The sequence below is a fragment of the Micromonospora sp. WMMD980 genome (assembly GCF_029626035.1).
GTDB lineage: Bacteria > Actinomycetota > Actinomycetes > Mycobacteriales > Micromonosporaceae > Micromonospora.
On the sequence record NZ_JARUBE010000003.1, the window covers coordinates 324,517 to 343,277 of the forward strand.

The 18,761-nt window shown below is 73.0% G+C and carries 11 protein-coding genes; 10 read left to right on the forward strand and 1 reads right to left on the reverse strand.

Annotated elements, in window-relative coordinates; all coding sequences use genetic code 11:
* Positions 1 to 307: 307 nt before the first annotated feature.
* The 8 genes from O7618_RS02070 (at position 308) to O7618_RS02105 (ending at position 16,159) form a co-directional block, all read left to right on the forward strand.
* Positions 308 to 562, forward strand: a complete 255-nt coding sequence (locus O7618_RS02070) for a hypothetical protein (protein ID WP_278104246.1) — start codon at positions 308 to 310, stop codon at positions 560 to 562.
* A complete protein-coding gene (locus O7618_RS02075) occupies positions 559 to 2,532 on the forward strand; it encodes a hypothetical protein (RefSeq protein ID WP_278104247.1) in 1,974 nt (657 codons plus the stop codon). Before O7618_RS02070 ends, O7618_RS02075 begins: the two co-directional genes overlap by 4 nt.
* Positions 2,533 to 2,790: 258 nt before the next feature.
* A complete protein-coding gene (locus O7618_RS02080; RefSeq protein ID WP_278109876.1) occupies positions 2,791 to 5,253 on the forward strand; it encodes an FtsK/SpoIIIE domain-containing protein in 2,463 nt (820 codons plus the stop codon).
* A complete protein-coding gene (locus tag O7618_RS02085; RefSeq protein WP_278104248.1) occupies positions 5,250 to 5,918 on the forward strand; it encodes a hypothetical protein in 669 nt (222 codons plus the stop codon). The genes O7618_RS02080 and O7618_RS02085 overlap by 4 nt, the downstream gene beginning before the upstream one ends.
* A gap of 103 nt (positions 5,919 to 6,021) precedes the next feature.
* Positions 6,022 to 9,840, forward strand: a complete 3,819-nt coding sequence (locus O7618_RS02090; RefSeq protein WP_278104249.1) for a phage resistance protein — start codon at positions 6,022 to 6,024, stop codon at positions 9,838 to 9,840.
* A gap of 190 nt (positions 9,841 to 10,030) precedes the next feature.
* Positions 10,031 to 12,757, forward strand: coding sequence for a BREX-2 system phosphatase PglZ (pglZ, locus tag O7618_RS02095; protein ID WP_278104250.1), 2,727 nt, complete (start codon positions 10,031 to 10,033; stop codon positions 12,755 to 12,757).
* On the forward strand, positions 12,754 to 14,058 hold the full coding sequence (gene brxD, locus O7618_RS02100) for a BREX system ATP-binding protein BrxD (RefSeq protein ID WP_278104251.1): 1,305 nt from the start codon (positions 12,754 to 12,756) through the stop codon (positions 14,056 to 14,058). The genes pglZ and brxD overlap by 4 nt, the downstream gene beginning before the upstream one ends.
* Before the next feature lies 1 nt (position 14,059).
* Positions 14,060 to 16,159 carry a DEAD/DEAH box helicase gene (locus tag O7618_RS02105; protein WP_278104252.1) on the forward strand — a complete coding sequence of 700 codons (2,100 nt, stop codon included), beginning with the start codon at positions 14,060 to 14,062 and terminating at the stop codon, positions 16,157 to 16,159.
* A gap of 6 nt (positions 16,160 to 16,165) precedes the next feature.
* Here O7618_RS02105 and O7618_RS02110 read toward each other — a convergent pair whose 3' ends face one another.
* A complete protein-coding gene (locus tag O7618_RS02110) occupies positions 16,166 to 16,852 on the reverse strand; it encodes an alpha/beta fold hydrolase (RefSeq protein WP_278104253.1) in 687 nt (228 codons plus the stop codon).
* A 174-nt stretch (positions 16,853 to 17,026) separates the two neighbouring features.
* Between O7618_RS02110 and O7618_RS02115 the strand changes: the two genes are divergently transcribed.
* Together O7618_RS02115 and O7618_RS02120 are read left to right on the forward strand one after the other, a co-directional pair.
* Positions 17,027 to 17,914, forward strand: coding sequence for an ABC transporter ATP-binding protein (locus O7618_RS02115; RefSeq protein ID WP_278104254.1), 888 nt, complete (start codon positions 17,027 to 17,029; stop codon positions 17,912 to 17,914).
* 19 nt (positions 17,915 to 17,933) lie between these two features.
* Positions 17,934 to 18,740 (forward strand): ABC transporter permease, encoded by an 807-nt coding sequence (locus tag O7618_RS02120; RefSeq protein ID WP_278104255.1) that lies wholly within the window; start codon positions 17,934 to 17,936, stop codon positions 18,738 to 18,740.
* Positions 18,741 to 18,761: the final 21 nt, after the last annotated feature.

Sequence of the window (18,761 nt, forward strand, 5' to 3'; positions counted from 1 at the left end):
GCGTTGCCCGGCACGATGGGTGAGGTCTCGGCGAGCAGACAGTGATCATATGCCCGAGGCCGGTGAGCTGCCCTGCTGTCGTACTGCTGGTCGAAGGCTGCGGTGGCAGGTGCGGGTGGGGTCCGTCGGCGCGCGGCGGGCCGACGGACCCACCCATTCAGATGGCGTCCAGGTGCGAGAGGCGGTCTCCCATGCGGGTGTTCTTCCGGCGGCGCGAGCACGCGGAACGGCTGCGGCCGGTCGGCGGCTCCACCTCCTACCGGTCGGCGTCCTGCCGGCCGCTGTGCCCGGTGCGACGGAGTGTGCGGTGAGCCGGCGGTGGGTGATCCACCTGCCGGTGGTCGCGCCGGACCTGCCCGCCGCGCAGCGGCTCGCCCGGCTGGTGGCCCGTTGGACCCTCGTCCTGCCGCAGAGCGACACCGGCGAGACCACCGTGTCCGCCGAGGACGAGCAGGGCGTACACCATCGGGTTTTCTGTGACCTGCGGATGCCGGGTGGCCGGCGCTGCCTGCTCCGGGCCGACCACGACGGAGCATGCGCCCGCCGGTTGGGGCGCCGGTGAGCGGGCCTGCGCCGACCGGCGCCTGCCCCGACTGCACCGGGTTGGCCTTCCAGGTGCGGCAGTGCGCCTGCACCGACGGCGGTGACCGGCTGTTGGTCGACAGCGACAGCTTTGCCGACGAGCCCTACCGAGACTGCCGGCTGTGCCGGGGCGACGGCGGGGTGGCCGAGCCGTGCGCGGCCTGTGCGCGCACCGGCCTGCGGCGGGCGGAGTTGGTGGTGTCGGTGGTCAACCTGGACACCGGCGCGGTGGCCTCCGAGCGGCTGCGGCCCGACCGGGTCGTGCCGGAGCGCGACACCGACGGGACCTGGGTGGTGCCGCTGGGCACGGTCGCGGACCGGCTGGTCGCGCGAGCAGGTGTCGGGAGCGTCCACGCCATCCTGCCCGCCGGTCAGGCCCTCGACACCCCGCTGCTCTGGCTGCCTCGCACGTGGCGGCCGGACCTGCCGGTCGACAGACGGTGGGCGATGGCGGCCGACGCCCTGATCCGGGCCGACCACTCGCCCTGGCGGGTGCTTGTCGGTCGGGTCGCCACCCCGCCACCGGAACCGTCGCCCGGTCGACGGTTGGGTGAACTCTGCCGGCTCGCCGGCCTGCTGCACCTGGACCTGGTGGTGGAGGCGCGGTGGTGGCACGACCGGGCGTGGTGGGACCTCCGGTTCGAGCTGCCCGGCGGCGACGTGCCCGAGGTGCCCCGCCGGTCCGCGCCCGAACTGGCCGACGCCGTCACGGCCACCACGGCTGTCGCCGCGCTGGCCGGGCTCGCGGAGCACGGGCGGGCCGCGCCCGCGTACACGATCCGGTCGTCCGCCGGCCCGGCCCCCGCGCCGGCCCACGCGGACCTCGCTGCGCTCGAGCGGCGGATCCACACCGACCTGGCCGGTGGGTCCGGCGCCCAGGCGATCTGGCGGGACGGCCGCTGGTGGCACACCCCGCTGCGACCCGGCGGCATCGCCGAGGTGCTGCACGAGCAGGACACCGGGCAGGTCGTACGCCATGCCACGACCATCCTGCTGCGGGTCACCGAGCCGCCCGAGCCAGCCTGGTGGGGTGCGTCGATCCGACACCGGGAGTGCCCGCGCTGCTCCGGTGCCGGCGCGGCACCCACCTGGGGTTCCTGCGCCACCTGCGGGGACAGCCGTCGCCTGCACTCGGCGTTGACGGTGACGGTCACCGACCTGACCCGGGTCGCCCACCGGCTGTGGCAGCCGGTCGCGGGCGAGCCGGTGACCCCGGTCGGCACCCAACCCGACGGCACGCCTGTCGTCCAGCTCCGCGGGCACTACCGGGCCGCGGAGCTAGCGACGCCGTTCGGGGTACGTCCGGAGGATCTCACCCGGCTCGACCGGCCCGGCCGCCAGTGCGTCGGCCAGGATCTGCTGGACGGCACGGTCACCTGCGACGAGCCCGGCGTGGATCCGGCGACCCGCTACGTCGAGGTGGCCGCCCGCGGCCTGCCCGGCGCACGGCTGCTGGTGCTGGCGCGGCCACCGGACGTGCCGCCGGTGGCCGACCTGCTCCGGCTCGGGACCGGCCTCGACCTGGCCGTCGTGGTCACCGCGCAGGACCACCGGCGGGACGCCGGTGACCCTACCCGGGTGCAGGGCGTGCGGTGGCGTGTCGAGATCGTGTCCCGGGAGGCGGCGGTCGTGCTCACCCCGCCCTGGTGGCCGAGCCTGGAGGCGGCCGTCGCGGACGGGCTCGACGGGTTGGGCGCTGCGCTCTCGGCGGCCGTGCCGATTGACCCGCGCCGTCCGGTGCCGGCCCCCGAGCATCCGCCGTCGCCGGTGGCGGCCGGCGATCCCACCCTGGTGTTGCGGCGGCTGGCCCGCCGGTACGCGGGGGAGGTCGTTGCCGTCCGCGTGGACCGGGGTACGTGCCAGTTCTGGTTGGCCGGCGAGACGGGTCAGCATGCGCTCACCGCTGCGGTGGCCCTGCCGGACGCCGCCACCGCCCTGCGGTTCGGCTGAGCGGACGAGGAAGCGGAGCGCGACGCGGGGCTGACGCAGGGTGTCCATTGTGGGTAGGGTCTCCGCGAGTGGCCATGCTCGATGGGCTTGGGGAGACGTGGCGTGGAGTCGGTGGCGTCGGCTTTCGGTCGGGCGGTGACGGCGCACCGCGAGGCCGTGTCGCATGTGGAGGCGGCGCGTGTCCGACTGCGGGAAAACGCAGGCGACGGTGCCGTCCCGGCGCAGGTCGTCGAGGAGGCGCGGCGGTTCGCGGCCGGCATGCAGCGGCTCGCCGAAGGGCTGACCCCGGGCTGGCTCGGCTGCCGGCTCGACGGTGCCGCCGTGGATCTGCCCACCGGGGTCGACGCGGTGCCGGGGCGCCCGCTGCCGGTGCGGTTGGGCGCGGCGTCACCGGTGGCCGGCAGTGTCTTCGGTGTCGTGGTGCCGTTCGTGGGTGCCGGTCATTTGGCGGTCGACAGCGACGCCCGCGATCCGTCCGTCGCGCGCTGGCTGCGCGGGTTGCTGCTTCGGGTGCTCGCGGCGTTGCCGGACGGCGTACTTCGGGTCGCGGCCGTGGACGGGGCGACGCTGGGGGCGGTGTTCGGTCCGTTCCGGGCGATGGTGGAGGCGGAGGCGTGGCGGCGGCCCGCCATCGACCTTCCGGGTTTCCAGCAGGTGCTGGCCGAGGCGGAGGAGCGGATCGAGCGGGTTCAGGCCGGCGAGGCTGATCCGTCGGTGCTGCTGGTGTGTGTCGCGGCGCTGCCGCAGGGCACCGGGCGTGCGGAGTGGTCGCGGTTGGCGGCGATCGCGCACGCCGGTCCGGCCGCAGGGGTGTTCCTACTGTTGGCCGGCTATCCGCCGCCGCAGCATCCGGGGTTGGAGGCGGCGCCTCGATTGGAGCGGACGACGCATCTCACGGCGGCCGGCGGCGGCTTGTTCCGGGTGTCGGACCCGCCGGGCCCCTACCGGTTCAGTGACGACGGCACGGGCTTGGCGGTGCCGGTGCGGCTGGACGGCGGCCCGCCGGACGATCTGGTGGAGGCGGTCTGCCGACGGTTGGCGAAAGCCGCGCGGGTGCAGTCGTCGACGGACTTCGCGGCGCTGCTGCCGGCCGACATCTGGCAGGAGTCGTCGGTCGACGGCTTGCGGACCGTGGTGGGTCGGGAGGGCCGCGCCGAGTGCGTGCTGGCGCTGGACGATGCGACGCCGCACTGGTTGGTGGGTGGCCGCACCGGGTCGGGCAAGACCGTCTTCCTGCTGGACCTGCTCTACGGTCTGGCGTCGCGCTACTCCCCGGACGAGTTGGGCCTGTATCTGCTGGACTTCAAGGAGGGGGTGTCGTTCGTGGAGTTCACCCCGACGGCGGTGGACCCGTCGTGGATCCCGCACGCCCGCACCGTCGGCATCGAGTCCGACCGGGAGTACGGGCTGGCGGTGCTGCGCACGCTGTCGCGGGAGATGACCCGGCGGGCGACCGAGATGAAGCGGGCCGGGGTGACGAAGCTCGCCGACCTGCGGGCCGGGCGGCCGGATGTGGCGATGCCGCGGCTGGTGGCGGTGATCGACGAGTTTCATGTGCTGTTCGAGGGCAACGACGCCGTCGCCCGGCAGGCGGTGGCGTTGCTGGAGGAGCTGGCGCGTAAGGGCCGCTCGTACGGCATCCACCTGGTCCTGGCGTCGCAGACGATCTCCGGGGTGGAGGCGCTGTTCGCCAAGACCGAGTCGATCTTCGGGCAGTTCCCGCTGCGGGTCGCGCTCGCCGGTGGCGGCGGGATCCTCGACCAGCTCAACGACGGCGCCGACAACCTCCCCATCGGCGCAGCAGTCGTCAACGCGGCGGCCGGGATACCGGGAGCGAACCGGGTGATCCGCTTCCCGAACGCCGATGCCGCCTCGGTGACCGCGCAACGGCACCTGCTGTGGAACGCCCGGCCACCGGGCGACGCACCGCCCGCGGTGTTCGCCGGCTACGCCGAGCAGCACCCCGACGCCGACCCCACCTTCGCCCGCCTGACACCTGACGTACGCCGACGGCGCGCCCTGGTCGGCCGCGCCGTCGACGTCGGCCTGCCCACCGCCGGGTTCACCCTCGACGCCACCCCCGGCAGCCACCTCGCGGTGCTCGGCACCTCCCCCGTCGGAGCCGACGTGCTCTACGCAGCCGCGGTCAGCCTGGCCCGCCAACACGCCCCCGGCACCGCCCGCTTCCTCGTCGCGCCGCTTGTCGCCGCCGCCGACGAGGCTGCCGACGCCACCGTCGACGCGATCACCGCCGCCAGCCACCAGTGCGACACCGTCACCGCCGCCCGCCTCCGGACCCACCTGGCCGACCTCGCAGCCGATCTCCCGGCCGGCCCGCCGACCTGGCTGGTGGTCTTCGGCGCGGACGCCGCCAGCAGCCTGCTCGCCGTCAGCGACCCGACGACATACCGCACCGGCCACGACGACCTGCGGGCCGTGCTGGCCAACGGCCCCGGCCACGGCGTGCACCTGCTCGGCTGGTGGCGCACGTTCAGCCGCTTCACCGACGACCTCGGGCCCGGCGGTGGCGGGCAGATCGCAGGCCTGGTCGTCCTCAACGTCCCCGGCGCCGACGTCGGCCTCCTGCTCGGCGACTACACGTCGACGTGGCAGCCACGCCCCAACCGGGCCCTGCTGATCGACCGGCACGACAACCGCCGCACCCTCATCGTCCCCTACGTCCGACCCGGCACCCTCGACCAGATCGACGACCTGACATGACCGACCCATTCACCCCGATGCCCCGCGACGGCGGCTGGGCCGCCTACACCGACCACGCCCGCCGCCTCGCCGCGTTGCTGCACGACGAGCAGGCCCGCGCCGACCGGCGGGCCGCCGACGCTCGCGGTGGGCAGGCCGCCGTCGACCAGACCACCCACCGGCTGGCGGCCCAGCGACAACACCTCCACCACCTGGCGGCGACGCTCCGGCTGCCCGAGCCGCACCTCGGCGTCGTCCCGCCCAGCCCGGTCGCCGATGCCGGTGAGGCGTTGCGCCGGGCCGGTGCCGCCGCCGCGGCGGCCGACGCTGCCGCCGAGCACGCCCACCGGCGGGCCGCGCAGCCACCACTGCTGCCCGGCTTCACGCCGCTGGCCCGCAACGCCCTCGTCTACGCCGCCGCGGCGGCCCTCGGCACGTTCGCGTCGATGCTGATGTTCGCGGTCAGTCCCGACGCCGACCTCGGCCGGGTCCCCTGGCAGTTGGTGCCCTGGTCGATGTGCGGGCTGCCCGCGCTGGCCTTCTTCGCCGGCTACCTCACCATCAGCCTCGTCGGGCAGCCCCGCATCGATGGCAGCGGCACCCGCTCGATGCGGGCCGGCGGGGCGATCTGTCTCGTCGGCATGCCCATCCTGTGGTTGATCTTCATCGCGGCGACTCGTGGCTGAGCGGCCGCCGCATCGGCTGGGGCCGGTTCCGGTCACCCCGTAGGATCGGCGGGTTGTCGGTGACGGGGGCGTCACCCGGGGGAGCGGCAGAGCGAGGAGTGGTATGACCCTGCTACGGGACGTGATCGACATTCCGGTCTCGGTCGGCGACGGGGACTTCGTCGTCCGGGCCGCCGAAGGCGCCGACCTGCGCCGGTACGTCGTCACCGACCAACTTCGGGACAATTTCGCCGACGCGCTACGCCGGATCGGCCACGCGGTGACCACCGGCCGCTCCCAGGCGGTGTTCCTGCACGGCTCGTTCGGCTCCGGCAAGTCGCACTTCATGGCGGTGCTGCGGGAGATCCTCCAGCACAACCCGGAGGCCCGCGAGGTGCGCGGCCTGGCCGAGCCGGTCCTTGCCGCCGACCCGTGGCTGCGCGACCGCCGGCTGCTCAGCCTGACCTTCCACATGCTCGACGCGCGCTCGGTCGAGCAGGCGGTCCTGGAGGGCTACCTCAACCAGATCACCCGGCTGCACCCGGAGGCGCCCGTCCCCGCCGTACACCGGTCGGACGCGCTGCTCGACGACGCCGCGCGGCTGCGTGCGCGGATGGGCGACGACGCCTTCTTCGCCGCGTTGCGCGACGGTGGCGGCACGCCCACGGCCGCCGGCGTTGGCCTGGCCTCGCACGTCGCCCGAGCCACCGGCTGGACCCCCGAGCTCTACGCCGCCGCGGCGGCGGAGCCACCCGGCACCGAGCAACGAGACCGCCTGGTCAGTGCGTTGACCAGCGCGTTCTTCACCGGTGCGGTCCGCAGTGGCGAATACCTCGACCTGGACACCGGCCTCGCCGTGATCACCCGGCACGCCAGGGCGCTCGGGTACGACGCGCTCGTGCTCTTCCTCGACGAGCTGATCCTCTGGCTCTCCACGAAGATCAGCGACTACACCTTCGTCAACACCGAGGGCGCCAAGCTCAACAAGCTCATCGAGTCGGCCGACGCCACCCGCCCGCTGCCGCTGATCTCGTTCGTCGCCCGGCAACGCAACCTGGAAGACTTCCTCGGCCCGCAGGTCGGCGGCACCGAGCGGGAGGCGCTGGCGCACGTCATGCGTAGCGTTCAGGGGCGGTTCGGGGAGATCGCCCTCGCCGACACCAACCTGCCGGAGATCACCGAGAAGCGCCTGCTCAAGCCGCTCACCGACGACGGGCGGGCAGTCATCGACAACGCCTTCGCCGTGGTGAAGGGCAACCGGGAGGTGTGGGACGCGTTGCTGCTCGGCGCGCAGTACGGCGACGCCGGCATCGGCTCCGACGCCGCCGCCTTCCGCAAGCTCTACCCGTTCTCCCCGGCGCTGGTCGCCACGCTGGTCGCGCTGTCCCAGGCGTTGCAGCGCGAGCGGACCGCGTTGAAGGTGATGACCGAGTTGCTCGTCGCCCGCCGGGACACCCTGCGGGTCAACGACCTGATCGGGGTGGCCGCGCTCTTCGACCCGCTGGTCCTGCACGGTGAGCTGCCCGACCGGCCCGAACTCAAGCAGCTCTTCCAGTCCGCCCGGACGCTCTACACGCAGAAGCTGCGGCCGATCCTGCTGAAGCTCAACGACATCGGCGAGCAGGATGCGGCCGGGCACCAGCAGTTCCAGCTCGACGACAAGCTGATCAAGACGGTGCTGCTCGGTGCCCTGGTGCCCGACGTGCCCGCCCTGCACAACCTCACCGCCGGCAAACTGCACGCGCTCAACTTCGGTTCGATCACCTCGCCGATCCCCGGTTACGAGCGCACCATCGTGATCAATCGGCTCGACCGGGTCGCCGACGCCGCCGGCGAGCTGCACCTGACCAAGACCCCCGACCCGGTGGTCAGCCTCAAACTGCACACCGTCGACTACGACAAGCTGCTCGACCTGGTGCCCGACCAGGAGGCCACCACCACCGGCGTCCGGCAGCAGCTCATCCGCGAACTGGTGACCGCCGAGATGGGCATCGTCGGCGGCGAGGGGCAGCTCGGCGAGTTGCTCTACGCCCGGGCCTGGCGCGGTCGGTCGCACACCGTGCAGGTGAAGTTCGGCAACGTCCGCGACCCGGACACCATGCCGGCCGCGGCGCTGATCGCCACCGGCGAGGCCTGGCGGCTGATCATCGACTACCCGTTCGACCCGCAGGGCTACGAGCGCAACGCCGACCTGGCCCGGATCGAGCGGCTGGAGCGCGGTTCCCGGACCCTTTTCTGGCTGCCGTTCTATCTCACCGATGAGCTGATGGGGAAGGTCGGCCAGCTCATCAAGATCAATTATCTGCTGAACGGCGCCGGTGACCGACTCAACTCGCTGGCCGCCGACTGGCCGCTGGCCGACCGGCAGCAGGGCAAGGTCTACCTCCAGCAGCGCCAGTCGCAGCTCCGGAGCACGTTGACCGGCGCGCTCATGCAGGCGTACGGGTCCGCCACCTCGCGTGGGTCGGACGTGCAGGACGACACCATCGGCGTGTTCCACACCCTCGCCGACGGCCTGTACGTCGGCGATCCCCGCGGCGGCACCCTCGCCGAGGCGTTCACCAACCTCACCGGGGAGTTGCTCGCCTGGTCCTACCCCGGCAACCCGGCCATGCCCGAGGACGAGAAGCCCGTCACCCGCGGCGAGCTAGCCAAGATCCTCGACTACGCCAGGCAGGCCGCCGCCGACCCCACCCGAGGCGTCACCGTCACCAACCCGGTCGACCAGCGGACCCTCCGGCGGGTCTGCAACAACCTGCGGCTCGGCGAATACATCGACGGCCGGTATGTGCTCACCACCTCCACCTCCCGATGGAGTCGACACCTTCTCCAGGCCGCGGCCAACGAGGGCTACACCGACCACTTTCCCGTCTCGAAGCTCCGCGATTTCATCGATCAGCCCGCGGCGTTCGGATTCGACCGCGACCTGCAGAACCTGATCATCATGACCTTCGGGCTGGACCAGCAGCTTGCCTGGTACCAACACGAGGTCAAGGTCGACGTGCCGCACCTCGCCGCGGTCCGGGACGACCTGGAGTTGCGGCACCCGCCCATGCCCGGCGAAGAGGACTGGTCGAGCGCGGTGAGTCGAGGCGCGGCGATCTTCGGTGGCGTGCTGCCCGTCTGGCGTACGCCGGCCAACCTCGGCAAACTCGCCGGCGCGTTGCGCGAGGCCGCGCGGGAACGGAAGCGGGCGGCCGGCAGGCTGGTGGACATGCTGGACACGCATGCCGACGTGCTGGGCCTGGACGTCTCGGCCGCCACCGGTCGATTCGCCACCGCCCGACGGGCGTACCGGTTCGTGACCGACGTCGCCGCCGAGCGCGACGACGTGGTGCTTGTCGAGACGGTGGCCCGGGCCGACCTGGGCGACGTCGACGACCAAGCCGTCGGCGCGGTGCTCAGTCAGGCCGGCAGGCTCACCGACGAGTTGGCCGAGAACCCCCAGTGGTCGCTGCTCCGAGCCGTCTCCGCGAGGACCGGCCACGACCAGCGCGCCAGAGAGGTCATCGGTCAGCTCCAGGACGTCGCCCGGCGGGAACAGCACGGGAAGGACCTCGTCGAGGCATTCCACACCGCGGCCGCCGCCTCCGCGGCGCTGCTCGCGGCCCAGCCGCCCGCGCCACCGGCCGACCCGGCACCGGTCGGACCCGCCTCCGGCGGCACCGGCCAGGTGCCGAAGCAGCAGGGCACCCGGCCGGTCGGCCCCACCCCGGGCCAGGACGATGACCCCGCCGACGCGGTGCCGGCCGGTGGCGTGCCGGACGCCACCGGGACGGTCACCGTGCCCGGTGGCGGAGAGGTGACCGACGGAAGCCTGCTCGCCACCCAGCACCGGCGGCACGAGGTCTCCGACCCGGAGACCTGGACGAAGATTGCCGCCGAGATCGACGCCGAGGTCGCCGCCGGCCGACGGGTGGTCGTCACCTGGGAGATCCGGTGACCGGCTTGCCTGGGGGCACCGCATGAGCGAACGCACCGAGCGAAGCGAGGGCCGTGAGGGCATGCCTGGGGGCACCGCATGAGCGAACGCACCGAGCGAAGCGAGGGCCGTGAGGGCATGCCTGGGGGCACCGCATGAGCGAACGCACCGAGCGAAGCGAGGGCCGTGAGGGCATGCCTGGGGGCACCGCATGAGCGCGCCGGTCAGCGTCGCGCAACCGGACTCGGTCCGGCGCAAGGTCGAGGCATGGCTGGCCGAGGACGACCCGGGCGACGCGATCGCCTTGACGGCCCGCCCCGAATGGTCGATCGACCCGGTGCTCACCGTCGACGGCACCCGGGTCCGGGTGGTGCCGTGCCCCACTCCGCTCGCCGCCCGCGCCGCCCTGCACGACCGGATCGACGGGGAGCGCCTGGTGCTGCTCACCGAGCTGACCGACAGCGATTTGGGCGATGGGCTCCTCGCGCACCTCAGCAAGCAGAAAGTCCGCAAGATCGATCCATGGGACCTGGTCCGGCAGATGTTCGGTGGCGTGAGAAATCTCGACCCCACGCTGGTCCGGGTCGGGCGCTGGGTCGCCGACGCGCTGACCGACCACGCCCCTTCCGCGGGCTGGCCGGTGCCGCCGGGGGCGATCCTCACCCGGGACCACGCGCTGCGCAGCCTGACCGCGGAACTGCTCGACCTGCCCCCGACCGCACTCGACGACAGCGGCCTGGTGCAGTGGAGCGCCGACGCCCGACGCCAACTCCGATTCACCTCGCTGCCGGAGACCGTCGCCGAGGGGGTCACGGCCTACCTGACCAGCATCGCCGGTCGGTCCGCCGTGCCGATCATGGCGGCCGTCCGGGCCGGGCACGGGGTGGACGTCATCCCGCTCGGACTGTTGGCCGGGCTGCTCTGGCCCACCGGCGGGGGCAGCGCGGCCGAGGTGCAGGCCGCGGTGGGGCGTACCCGCCTGGAGCCGTGGTTCGGTGGGCTGCGGCTGTCGCAACACCAGGCCGAAGGGTTGCACCAGGCTGCCGAGGCGTGGGTCTACCGTACGGCCGACTCCGGCGACAGGGGTTGGGACGAGGCCATGCGGATGCTACGACGGGCCGAGACGCTCGCCGCGGAGATCGGCATCACCGCGCTGCTCGGGGCGTCCACCGTGCTGCCCAGCGGATTCGTCCACCGGCTGCGGGCCTTCGCCGCCGCGGTGCGGCTCGCCGTCCCGGCCGGTGGGTCGGCTCTTCCGGCCGCGGTGGCCCGCGCGCAGTCGGCGCTCGCCACCGTGGAGGAACATCGGGCCGTCGAACCGCGCCGGGTGGAGACCGCCCGGATGGCAGTCCGGCTGCTGCGTTGGCTGCACCGGGCCGACCGGCCTGAGCCAGCGACACTGCTCGACGCCCTGAACCGGCAGGTCCGAGAGGACGGGTGGGTCGACCGCGCCCGACTCGACGTCTTCGCCGGGGACCCCGACCCTCAGGTCGCCGACGCCTACCGGCTGCTGCACCGGGCCGTGGACACCCGCAGGTCCCGGCATGACCAACGGTTCGCCGCCCTGCTCGCCGCCGCGACCAACGCCGAGGCCGAGCCGGGTGCGCTGCTCCGGGTCGAGGATGTGCTCGACCGGGTGGTCCAGCCGATCATCGATCACGGCCGGCGGGTGCTGCTGCTCGTACTCGACGGCATGGGCGTCGCCGCGGCCACCGAGCTGGCCGAGTCCGTCGTCCGCGGCGGCGCATGGGTGGAGCTCACCCCCGACGGCGGCCCCCGCACCGGAGTGCTGGCCGCGCTGCCCACCGTGACCGAGGCCAGTCGATGCAGCCTACTGAGCGGCCGGGTCAAATCCGGAGGTCAGCAGGCCGAGGTGAAGGCGTTCACCGGGCGGTGGCCCAGTGGGCTGCTGCTGCACAAGGGTGCGTTACGCACCGGTGCCGGCGCTTCCCTGGATCCGGACGTGCGCGCCGCCATTGAGGACTCCTCCGTCCCCGTGGTCGCCGCTGTGGTCAACACGATCGACGATGCGCTGGACCGTAGCGATCCAGGCACCGCGGTCTGGGGTGCGGACACCGTCACCGCGGTGGGAGACCTGTTGGCCGCCGCGACCGACCGGGTGGTTGTCCTGGTTTCCGACCACGGCCACGTGGTCGACCGGGGGCCCGAGTCGGTCGTCCTGCCCAGCACCAGCAGCGAGAATCGTTGGCGGCCGGCCAGCGGCCCGACCGTGGATGCCGAGGTCGCGGTGAGCGGCAGCCGGGTGGCGCTCGGCGGCGGCTCGGTCGTCCTGCCCTGGCGGGAGGACGTGCGATACGGACCCCGCAAGGCCGGATATCACGGCGGCGCCGCGCCGGCGGAGGTCGTCATCCCGCTACTCGTCCTGACCGCCGGTGATGATCGGGCCGTGCCGGGGTGGGCGGGTGCGCCGGTGGCCAGCCCGGATTGGTGGCGGGAGCCGCTGGCCGAGACCGGCACCCCGCCAGCCGCCGCCCCGCCATCCGCCTCGGCGCAGGCCGGCCGCCGACGTTTCTGGCGGAACGCGGAGCCGCAGGCCGAGGGCCTGTTCGATCTCGATTTCGCACCGGCGCCCACCGTGCCGACGGCGCCGCCACCCGCCCCGGTTGCTCCGGACCTGGTGACGGGCCTGCTCGCCAGCGACCGGTACGCCCAGCGACGGGATCCGCGGATGCCGTTGTCCGACGAGCGCGTCGCCGCGCTGCTGGGCACCCTGCTCGCCGGCGGGGACCGGGCGACCCTCGACACTCTCGCCGCCCGGGCCGGGGTGCCGGCGCACCGCATCACCGGCACCGTCACCGTGCTGCGCCGCCTGCTCCAGGTCGAGGGTTACCCCGTCATCACCATCGACCCGGACGGGGTCACCGTTCTGCTCAACCGGACGCTGCTGATCGAGCAGTTCGACCTGGAGCAGCGGTGACCGCCGAGATCTCCGCCCGCCGCCGCCGGGACATCATCGACGCGCTGCGGCGCGGCGTCGTCCCGAGCAACGGGCTCGACGCGCTCGCCGTCGGGTTGGACCGGTTCACCGCCGCCCTCGACGACGACATCGACCGGGTCGCCGGGGGAGGCAGCGTGTTCAAGGCCGTCCGCGGCGAGTACGGTGCCGGCAAGACCTTCTTCACCCGCTGGCTGGCCGAACGCGCCAAGCGACGTGGCTTCGCCGCGGCCGAGGTGCAGATCTCCGAGCTGGAAACGCCCCTGCACCGGATGGAGACGGTCTACCGAAGGCTGGTCGAGCATCTCAGCACCGAGCAGTTCGCGCCGAGCGCGTTCCGACCCGTCCTCGACGGTTGGATCTTCACTCTCGAGGAGGACGCCCTCGCCGGCGGGGCGATCGCGGAGGAGGATGCCGAAGCGCTCGACCGGGCGGTCAACGACCTGCTGGAGCGCCGGCTCGGCGACATCTCCCGCAGCACGCCCGGGTTCGCGGCGGCACTGCGCGGCTACCGGGCGGCCACCGCCGGTGGCGACCACCGCGTCGCGGACGGCCTCGCGGCCTGGCTCGGCGGTCAGCCGCACGTCGCCGCGTCCGCCCGTCGGACCGCCGGAGTGAAGGGCGACCTCGACCACTACGCCGCGCTGAGCTTCCTGCGGGGGCTGCTGACCGTCCTGCGCGACAGCGGACACCACGGGCTGCTGCTCGTGCTCGACGAGGTCGAGACGCTACAACGGGTCCGCTCCGATGCCCGGGACAAGGCACTCAACTCGCTGCGCCAGCTCATCGACGAGATACACGCGGACCGTTTCCCCGGCCTGATGCTGGTCATCACCGGCACCCCGGCCTTCTTCGACGGACCGCAGGGGGTGCAGCGCCTCGCGCCGCTCGCCCAGCGTCTCGCCACCCACTTCGATCCCCAGCCTCGCTGGGACAACCCCAGGGCCACCCAACTGCGGCTGCCCGGCTTCAGCACGGATGCACTCGTGGAACTCGGCCAGCGGGTACGCACCATCTACGGCAGCCCCGCGGTCGAGTCCCGGGTGGACGACGCCTACCTCTCCACACTGGCCGGCGTCGTCACCGGAGCGCTCGGCGGTCAGGTCGGCGTGGCACCCCGCGTCTACCTGAAGAAGTTGGTCGCGGACGTGTTCGACCGGGTCGACCAGTTCCAGGACTGGGATCCACGTCGCCACTACGAGCTGACCCTCCGGGCCGACGAGCTGACCGAGATCGAGCGCAACGCCGCCGCCTCGGCGGACGACATCGAACTGTCCCTCTGACATGCTGCCGGACCTCGACCCGGTCGTCCTGCACCACGTGGTGAACACCCTCGGATGGCGCGATCTCCGTCCGATGCAGCGGGCCGCCGTCGCGCCGGTACGCGACGGCTCGGACGTGCTGCTTCTGGCGCCGACCGCCGGCGGCAAGACCGAGGCGGCGTTGTTCCCCTTGCTGAGTCGACTGTCGGAGCAACGCTGGGCCGGAACGTCGGTGCTCTACCTCGCCCCGCTGAAAGCGCTTCTCAACAACCTGCGACCGCGGGTGGAGGCGTACGCCGGCTGGCTTGGGCGGCGGACCGCGATCTGGCATGGCGACATCAGCGCCTCCCGGCGACGCGCGATCCTCTACGAGCGTCCGGACATCCTGCTCACCACCCCCGAGTCGCTGGAATCCATGCTGGCCAGCACGCGGGTCGACCACCGGCTCTTCTTCGCCGACCTGCACGCCGTCGTCGTCGACGAGGTGCATGCCTTTGCCGGGGACGACCGGGGCTGGCATCTGCTGGCGGTGCTGGAACGGCTGAGCCGCGTCGCCGGCCGGCCGTTGCAGCGGATCGGACTTTCCGCCACCGTCGGCAACCCAGCCGAGCTCCTGACCTGGCTCCAGGGGACCGGTGCAGGTCATCGGCCAGCCCGTGTGGTCGCCCCAGGCGCTGCCGCGGTGTCCGACGGGCCACCGCCTGGTGACATCGAGCTGGACTACGTCGGTTCGCTGCACAACGCGGCAACGGTGATCGCCGGTCTCCACCAGGGGGAGAAGCGGCTGGTCTTCTGCGAGTCCCGGCGGACCGTCGAGGAACTCGGCCAACTGCTGCGAAGCAAGGGAACCACCACCTTTCTTTCGCACGCGTCGCTGTCCGCGGACGAGCGCCGCCGCGCGGAACAGGCGTTCAGCGAGGCACGGGACTGCGTCATCGTCTCCACCAGCACGCTTGAGCTGGGCATCGACGTCGGCGATCTGGACCGGGTCATCCAGATCGACGCGCCCGGTACGGTCGCCTCGTTCCTGCAACGTCTGGGTCGCACCGGCCGCCGGCCCGGAACGAGCCGCAACTGCCTGTTCCTGACCCTGGACGGGGACGCGTTGACCGAGGCGGCGGCGCTTCTGCTGCTGTGGTCCCAGGGCTGGGTGGAGCCGGTGAGCGCGCCCCCCGAGCCGAGGCACATCGTCGCCCAGCAGATGCTCGCGCTCTGCCTCCAGGAGCACCGCGTCGGCGACCAACTCTGGACGCAGGCGTGGAACGGGCTGGCGCCCTTCGACGAGAGTGGCCGCCCGATCGTCCGCCATCTCGTCGAGCACGGCTACCTCGACCAGGACGGCGGAATGCTGTTCATCGGCCCAGCCGCCGAACAGCGCTTCGGTCGCCGGCACTTCATGGAGCTGACCGCGGTCTTCACCGGCCCCCCGGAGTTCACGGTGCTGACGGGGCGCCAGGAACTCGGCCGCATCGACCCCAGCCTGCTCACCGAGGAGGTGCGGGGCGATCGCCGCCTGCTGCTGGGCGGGCGCAGTTGGCGTGTGACCTACGTCGACTGGCGTCGGCGGCGCTGCTTCGTCGAGCCGGCCGACGGTGGCGGGCGCGCGCGGTGGCGTGGTGGTGGCTGGGCCGGCCGGGGCTTCGAACTGAGCCGGGCGACACGTGACGTGCTGCTGGGCTGCGACCCGCCGGTGGCGATGACCCGGCGCGCGACCGGTCGGTTGGCCGAGGTGCGGGCGGAGAAGGCCCACCTGGTGCATCCGGGCGGACCCGTGATTCTGCGGGACAAGGACGGCGATCTGCGGTGGTGGACCTGGGCGGGCTTCCGCGCGAATGCCACCTTGACCGCGACTCTGGATGAGGTCGTCGACCCGGTGGGGAGATTCGACGACGGCAGCATCCGGCTGAGGGAGAATCTCACGCCGCAGGCGTGGCGTGCGCTGACCGCCGACGCTCAGGAACGACTGTGTCTCCCCGCTGTCGACGGAAGGGCGCTGAGCGGCCTCAAGTTCAACGCCGCCCTGCCGGCCCGCCTGGCCACGGCGACACTCGCCGCGCGGCTGGCAGACCTCGATCGGGCAGCCACCGTGCTCGGCGAACCTGCCCGGTTCGTGGTTCTCTGACCGCTCTCAGTGCCGGGGTGCCTCGCTGACCACGGTCGGGGAGAACTCGTTGGCGGCCTCGACCGCCCACTCCAGCGCGGCGTCGGCCTCCTCCTCCCAGCCCGGCTCGCCGCCGACGAAGTGCGACCGGCCGGGGAACTCCCGATAGCCGGTGATCGCCGTCGAGCTGCGGTAGAGGTTGGCCAGGCTGGCGGCGAGCGACGGCGGGATCACGTGGTCCGCGCCGCCAGCGGTGATCAGCAACGGGGCGCGGTCGGCGCGCTTGCGGTCGATCTCGGTGGCGGCGTTCGGGTCGAGGTTGGCGAACGAGCCCTCGAACAGCACGTGACCGGCGCCGGGCACGGCATGCCGCTCCCAGGCGGCGTCGGACTCGGCGCGGGTGAGCGTGTTGCCGAAGGCGTACCGGAAGTCTTCGGCGGTGAACGGCACCGCGCGGTGCCGGTTGGCCGGGTTGTGCAGGATGGAGTACCCGGAGCGCAGCGTGCTCAGCGGCAGCTTGAGCACGCCCTTGACCGGCGCCGGGTGCACGCCGACGGCGGCGGCGCCGAGCCGGCGGTCCAGCAGCAGTTGGGCGATCAGGCCGCCGAACGAGTGCCCCATGACGATCGGCGGCCGGGGCAGCTCCCGGATGATCGCCGCGTAGTGCTCGACGATGTCGGCGATCGTGTCGACGCGTCCGGTCGGTACGCCCATACCCCGGCTTACCCGGCCCGGCGGGCCCCACTCCCCGCGCGGCTCGGTGAGAAGGGGCCCCTTCTCTACCGCAGGCGTTAACAGGGGGCCCCTCCTTACGCCTGACAAATGTCATGGGCGGGAGGTGACGGGCGCTCCCGGGTCACGGTCCTCCTGGGCCGGAGCATCGTGGGCATGACCGACACCGCACCGGCCGTCGAACTGGCCGGACTCACCAAGACCTACGGCCCGGTGACCGCCGTCGACGGGCTCAGCCTGCGGATCACCCCCGGTGAGGTGGTCGCCTTCCTCGGCCCCAACGGCGCCGGCAAGACCACCACGGTGGACATGCTGCTCGGGCTGGCCCGGCCGGACGCCGGCACCGTCCGGCTCTTCGGCGGCACCCCGACCGACGCCGTCCGGCACGGCCGGGTCGCCGCCGTGATGCAGACCGGCGGCCTGCTCAAGGACCTCACGGTCGCCGAGACGGTACGGATGACCGCGCACTTCTACGGCCACACCCGGCCGGTGGTCGAGGTGCTGGAGCGCGCCGGCATCGCCGAGATCGCCGACCGGCCGGTGGGCAAGTGCTCCGGCGGCCAGCAGCAGCGACTGCGGTTCGCCCTCGCGTTGCTGCCCGACCCGGAGCTGATGGTGCTGGACGAGCCGACCACCGGCATGGACGTCGAGGGCCGGCGGGACTTCTGGCAGGCCATCCGGGCCGACGCCCGTTCCGGCCGGACCGTCCTGTTCGCCACCCACTACCTGGACGAGGCCGACGCGTACGCGGACCGGATCGTGCTGGTCCGGCAGGGCCGGGTGGTCGCCGACGGGACCACCGCCGAGATCAAGAACCTGGCCGCCGGCCGGGTCGTGCGGGCCACCCTGCCCGGCGCCGACCAGGCCGCGCTCGCCGCGCTGCCCGGGGTCCGCTCGGTCGAGGTACGCGGCGACGCGATCCTCGTGCACAGCGAGGACTCCGACGTCGTCGCCCGGCACCTGCTGACCCGGACCGACGCTCGGGATCTGGAGATCACCTCGCGCAACCTCGAGGACGCGTTCCTCGCCCTGACCGCCGCCTGACCCGCCCGGGAGCCTCGCCATGACCGCAACCACCTCGCCCGACACCACCACCGACCCGCGCCGGGCCGACCGCCGGCCGCCCGCCCTCGGCGGCTTCTCCGCCGGCGTGCTCGCCATCGAGATCCGCCGGGTGCTGCGCAACCGCCGCACGTTGATGTTCATCCTGGTCATGCCGGCGGTGTTCTTCCTCCTCTTCGGCCTGCCCTCGCGTGGCGAGAAGCTGGACAACGGCCTGCCGGTCACCGGCTGGATCATGATCAGCCTGGCCGTGTACGCCGCCATGGTCGCCACCACCAGCGCCGGCGCGGCAGTCGCCACCGAACGCGCGTTGGGCTGGAGCCGGCAGTTGCGGCTCACCCCGTTGCGGCCCGCCGCGTACGTGGCGACGAAGGTGGCGACCGCCATGGTGCTCGGCCTGCTCGGCGTGCTCGTCGAGTTCGCCGTCGGCGCCGCCTCCGGGGTCCGGCTGCCGGCACACGTGTGGCTGGAGTCCGGCCTGACCGCCTGGCTCGGCTCGCTGGTCTTCGCCGCGTTCGGCCTGTTCGTCGGCTACCTCGCCCCGGCCGAGAACGTCATGCAGTTCATGGGCCCGGCGCTGGCCATCCTGGCCATGCTGGGCGGCCTCTTCGTTCCTCTCGATCTGCTGCCCGACGTGATGCGGCAGATCGCCAAGTTCACCCCGGTGTACGGGGTCGGTCAGCTCGCTCGCGCGCCGCTGACCGGCACCGGGGTGGACTGGGCGGCGGTCGCCAACGTGGCCGCCTGGACCGCCTTCTTCGGTCTGGGCGCGGCCCGCCTGTTCCGCCGCGACACCACCCGGGTCTGACCGGGGCGGCGGGCACTAGCG